The sequence below is a fragment of the Microbacterium umsixpiens genome (assembly GCF_053543675.1).
This window is the reverse complement of record NZ_JBLVOH010000087.1, coordinates 19,572-22,435: the sequence shown is the minus strand read 5'-3', so window position 1 is coordinate 22,435 and position 2,864 is coordinate 19,572. Positions and strand designations below refer to the sequence as shown.

The 2,864-nt window shown below is 67.8% G+C and carries 3 protein-coding genes; 1 reads left to right on the top strand and 2 read right to left on the bottom strand.

Annotated features, from left to right (window positions below):
* Window positions 1-17: 17 nt before the first annotated feature.
* Together ACNPM4_RS08945 and ACNPM4_RS08940 are read right to left on the bottom strand one after the other, a co-directional pair.
* The gene (locus tag ACNPM4_RS08945) at window positions 18-701 is read right to left on the bottom strand and encodes a response regulator transcription factor (RefSeq protein ID WP_029262768.1); all 684 of its coding nucleotides are present in this window, start codon (window positions 699-701) and stop codon (window positions 18-20) included.
* Complete coding sequence (locus ACNPM4_RS08940; RefSeq protein ID WP_029262769.1) at window positions 698-1,921, bottom strand: sensor histidine kinase; 1,224 nt, start codon at window positions 1,919-1,921, stop codon at window positions 698-700. The genes ACNPM4_RS08945 and ACNPM4_RS08940 overlap by 4 nt, the downstream gene beginning before the upstream one ends.
* A gap of 216 nt (window positions 1,922-2,137) precedes the next feature.
* Between ACNPM4_RS08940 and phoU the strand changes: the two genes are divergently transcribed.
* On the top strand, window positions 2,138-2,848 hold the full coding sequence (gene phoU / locus ACNPM4_RS08935; RefSeq protein WP_029262770.1) for a phosphate signaling complex protein PhoU: 711 nt from the start codon (window positions 2,138-2,140) through the stop codon (window positions 2,846-2,848).
* The last annotated feature ends 16 nt before the right edge of the window (window positions 2,849-2,864 follow it).

Here is a 2,864-nt window from a genome sequence, read left to right as displayed (position 1 = left end):
GCGGGCCTCTTCGGTGTTCAGCCCTCGAAGCGGTATCCGAGACCCCGCACGGTGACGAGCATCACGGGTTCGCTCGGGTTCTCTTCAATGCGGGAGCGGATGCGCTTGATGTGCACGTCGAGCGTCTTCGTGTCACCGAAGTAGTCGCTCCCCCAGACCCGATCGATCAGCTGACCGCGCGTGAGCACTCGACCCGAGTTGCGCATCAGGACCTCGAGCAACTCGAACTCCTTCAGCGGCATGTTGATCTGCTCGCCGGCGACCGAGACGGTGTGCCGGTCGATGTCGAGCGAGACCCTGCCCCCATCGAGCACCCGCTCGTCGAGTTCGCTGTCGGCCTGCACCACCCGCCGCAACACGGCGCGCATGCGGGCGAGCAGCTCGCGAGACGAGTAGGGCTTCGTGATGTAGTCGTCCGCCCCGAGCTCCAGTCCCACCACGATGTCGACCTCGGAGTCCTTGGCCGTCAGCATGATGATCGGCACCGCCGAGGTCGAGCGGATCTGCCGGCATACCTCGGTGCCGGGCATCCCGGGCAGCATCAGGTCGAGCAGCACGATGTCGGCGCCCCGCTCCCGGAAAGCCGCGAGCGCGCCGGGGCCGTCCTCCGCGATCTCCACCTCGTACCCCTCACGTCGCAGCAGGTACGCGAGCGGGTCGGCGAGGTCGGGCTCGTCTTCGACGAGAAGGATTCGGGTCATGCTCTCTCTCCGTTTCGAACGCGCGCGGATGCCGCAGCCTTGGCCGCTTTGCGCGCACGCTTCTTCTTGCTCTTCTTGCCCGTGTCGGCGTGATCGGGGGCATCGATCCGAGGAAGTCGGATCGTGAAGGTGGATCCTCGGCCCGGGCGCGACCACAGCCGCACCTCCCCGCCGTGGCGCTGCGTGGCGTGCTTGACGATGGAGAGCCCGAGTCCGGTGCCTCCCGTACGCCGGGAACGGGCCTCATCGGCCCGGTAGAAACGCTCGAAGATGCGCTCCCGATCGGCCTCGGCGATCCCGATGCCCTGGTCGGAGACGGCGATCTCGACCACGCCGTCCTCCGCCCGGACGCCGACTCCCACGCGCGAACCGCGGGGCGAGTAGACGATGGCGTTCGCGATCAGATTACCGACGGCCTCGATCAGGATCTGTGCGTCACCGCGCACCCAGACGCCGCGGTCGCCTCCCCTGGCGAGCTCCACGCCCGCGGAGTCGGCCTGCACGACATGGGCTTCGATGGAGGCGGCGATGACCTCGTCGATCGCGACCGGTCCCACCTTGGTCAGACCGTCTTCGGCCTGGAGCCGGGAGAGGCTCATGATGCGTCCGGTGAGCTGTCCGAGCCGACCCGCCTCCGCCGAGATCCGGGCGGCGAAGATGCGCACCTGCGCCGGGTCATCGGCCGCGGACTCGATCGCTTCGGCGAGGAGGCTCACCGCACCCACCGGTGTCTTCAGTTCGTGGCTCGTGTTCGCGACGAAGTCCCGACGCATCTGATCGAGCCGCTCCTGCTCCGTGACGTCGCGGATGATCAACAGGACCAGGCGGGTGCCGATCGCGCTCGCACGAGCCGAGACGAGTCGCGGATCGAGGCTCAGTCCGCCTCGCGTGATGCGCATCGATTCCGTGGCCGTACCGCCGGCCGTCCTGACCCCGCGCACCAGCTGACGCAGCTCCGGATTGTCGAGCGTCGAGCCGACCTCGATCCCGAACCTGCTCGCAGCGTCCGACGCCGCGAGCACCAACCCCGACGTGTCGACCACTCCGGCCGCGTCGTCCATGCTGTGCAGCACATCGGTGATGCCGGGAGGGATCGCCAGCGACGTCTCTTCCTGAACCCGGGCCCGCGCCCGATAGGCCCACACCACGAGCAGGGAGAGGCCGACGCCGATCACCAGCCCGATGGCGAGCGAAGACAGCGCGAGCTGCGGCAAGGTCATGTCATAAGCGTAGAGTGCGTTCACCGTCCGTCCGGCGGGTTTCCGCGCCCTGGGGGGAACAGGAGAAGTACTATTCACGTGCTGGGCACCGTTCGTTAACCTTCGAAGCAGACAATCGCTTCGGGCTTGTGCGGGAGCACAGACCTGCTCCTGTGCGGACGACCCGCCTTCTCGCGCTGACTCAGCCGAGATCCGAATGAAAGGTTGCGCCCCAACATGCGCGAAGTCTTCCACCAGTCCCTCGAGGACCTCCAGAATCGCCTCGTCGAGATCGCTGACCTCGTCACGGTCTCCATCGACAAGGCCACCAGGGCTTTCGCCACCAGCGACGTGGCCCTCGCCGAAGAGGTCATCGCTGACGACGCGAAGATCGACGAGCTGGCCGTGGCCCTCGACGAGCAGGCCATCGAGATCCTCGCCCGCCAGCAGCCGGTCGCCCGCGACCTGCGCATCGTCGTCACCGCACTCCGCGTGAGCGCCTCGCTCGAGCGCATGGGCGACATGTCCGAGCACATCGCCCAGCTCGCCCGACTCCGCTTCCCCGAGCGGGCCATCCCGAAGGGGCTCAAGGGCACCTTCGTGAAGATGGGCGAGCTCGATGTCGAGGTCGCGCGTACGCTCTCGGAGCTGCTGCGCACCCAGGACCTGCGTTTCGCCGACGCGATCCGCAACGCGGACGACGACGTCGACGAGCTGCACGCCACGGTCTTCGAGAAGGTGCTCAGCGACAACTGGAAGGGTGAGGCCACGGCCACCGTCGACGCGACGCTCGCCAGCCGCTACCACGAGCGCTTCGCCGACCACGCGGTGGCCGTCGCGAAGAAGGTCGTCTACCTCGCCACCGGCGACTGGGCGGTCGAGGAGGAGGACATCCCCCTCGCCGTCGAACAGCAGGAACTCGAGCAGCAGGAGTTCGGGCACGCCTGACCCGCGCCCCGGAAGG

What these genes read in the sequence shown, in the direction of transcription:
- ACNPM4_RS08945 (WP_029262768.1), bottom strand. Translation starts at nt 701, where the DNA reads ATGACCCGAATCCTTCTCGTCGAAGACGAGCCCGACCTCGCCGACCCG.
- ACNPM4_RS08940 (WP_029262769.1), bottom strand. Translation starts at nt 1,921, where the DNA reads ATGACCTTGCCGCAGCTCGCGCTGTCTTCGCTCGCCATCGGGCTGGTG.
- phoU (WP_029262770.1), top strand. Translation starts at nt 2,138, where the DNA reads ATGCGCGAAGTCTTCCACCAGTCCCTCGAGGACCTCCAGAATCGCCTC.